At 67.4% G+C, this 1249-nt stretch carries 2 protein-coding genes; both read right to left on the bottom strand.

The genetic code is table 11. The features are described 5' to 3' along the window. Nucleotides 1-11: 11 nt before the first annotated feature. Nucleotides 12-884 (bottom strand): IS3 family transposase, encoded by an 873-nt coding sequence (locus tag FLX08_RS39880; RefSeq protein ID WP_142625431.1) that lies wholly within the window; start codon nucleotides 882-884, stop codon nucleotides 12-14. Next, a complete protein-coding gene (locus FLX08_RS39875; RefSeq protein ID WP_142625430.1) occupies nucleotides 881-1186 on the bottom strand; it encodes a transposase in 306 nt (101 codons plus the stop codon). The genes FLX08_RS39880 and FLX08_RS39875 overlap by 4 nt, the downstream gene beginning before the upstream one ends. Between the last annotated feature and the right edge of the window lie 63 nt (nucleotides 1187-1249).

Raw genomic sequence — 1249 nt, 5'->3', positions numbered from 1 at the left:
TGGTGTGGTGGTCAGGCCGCGCGAGTTTCTTCGTAGGCGGCGGGGCTAACGTAGCCGAGGCTGCTGTGGAGGCGGCGGAGGTTGTACCAGCTTTCGATGAATTCGAAGATCGCGCTGCGGGCAGCGGCCCGGGTGGGCCAGCGGTGTTCGTCCAGGAGTTCGCCCTTGATCGTGGCGAAGAACGACTCGGCCAGCGCGTTGTCCCAGCACTGACCCCGGCGTCCGACCGACAACCGGACTCCGAGCCGCTCCGCCAGGCGGGTGTAGGCGGTGCTGGTGTATTGGCAACCGCGGTCCGAGTGAAAGATCACCGATGTGGTGGGGCGGCGGTTGCGCCACGCCTGCTGCAAAGCGTCCGCGACGAGCTCGGTGCGCAGGTGGTCGGCGGTGGCCCAGCCGACCACGCGGCGTGAGGCGATGTCGATGACCGTGGCCAGATACAACCAGCCCTCATCAGTGGCGATATACGTGATGTCGCCACACCAGCGAGTGTCGAGCGCATCAGGTTCCGGCTGAAAGTCGCGGCTGATCAGATCCGGCCGCTTGGCGGCGGCCGGATCGGGGATCGTGGTGGCCTGCCGACGGCGCCGATACCGGCCCTGTAATCCCAGCGCGCGCATCAGCCGGGCGACGCGACGGCGTCCGCATCGTTCGCCTTCGTGCCGAAGGGCCGCGTGGATGCGTGGCGCGCCGTAGGTGCCACGCGATGCACGGTGGACGCCGCCGATGCGTTCGCTCAACTGTTTGTCGCGGACAGCGCGGGGGCCGGGTGTGGGGTTGCGGCGGACGTAGAAGGCGGCGCGGGAGACTTCCAGCAGTTCACACGCCCGTTTGACGTTGTGACCGCCCTGCTTCTCCGCCTCGATGAACGGGTCCACGCTCACCGGGTCTCCCGCACGAAGAAAGCCGTGGCCCGCTTGAGGATGTCGACGTCCTCGCGTAGCCGGCGGTTCTCCCGCCGCAACGCGGCCAGTTCCTCGCGTTCGCTGCTGGTCAGCCCGTCACGCTGCCCGGCGTCGACCTCGGCCTGGCGAACCCACTCCCGCACCGCGGTCTCGGTCAGGTCGAAGTCCTTGGCCACCTGGCCGATTGAGCGATCACCGCGCTGGCACAGTTCGACGATCTCGGCCTTGAACTCCGGCGTGAACGAGCGGCGAGGACGCTTCTTCTTCCCCATGCTCTCCATCTTGGACATCCTTCCGGGGACGAACCCCTGATCTCGGATGTCCGTCAAACCGGATCAAGCCCA

Source organism: Microbispora hainanensis (assembly GCF_006874475.1).
Taxonomy (GTDB): domain Bacteria; phylum Actinomycetota; class Actinomycetes; order Streptosporangiales; family Streptosporangiaceae; genus Microbispora; species Microbispora hainanensis.
This window is presented reverse-complemented; position numbering and strand designations above follow the sequence as displayed.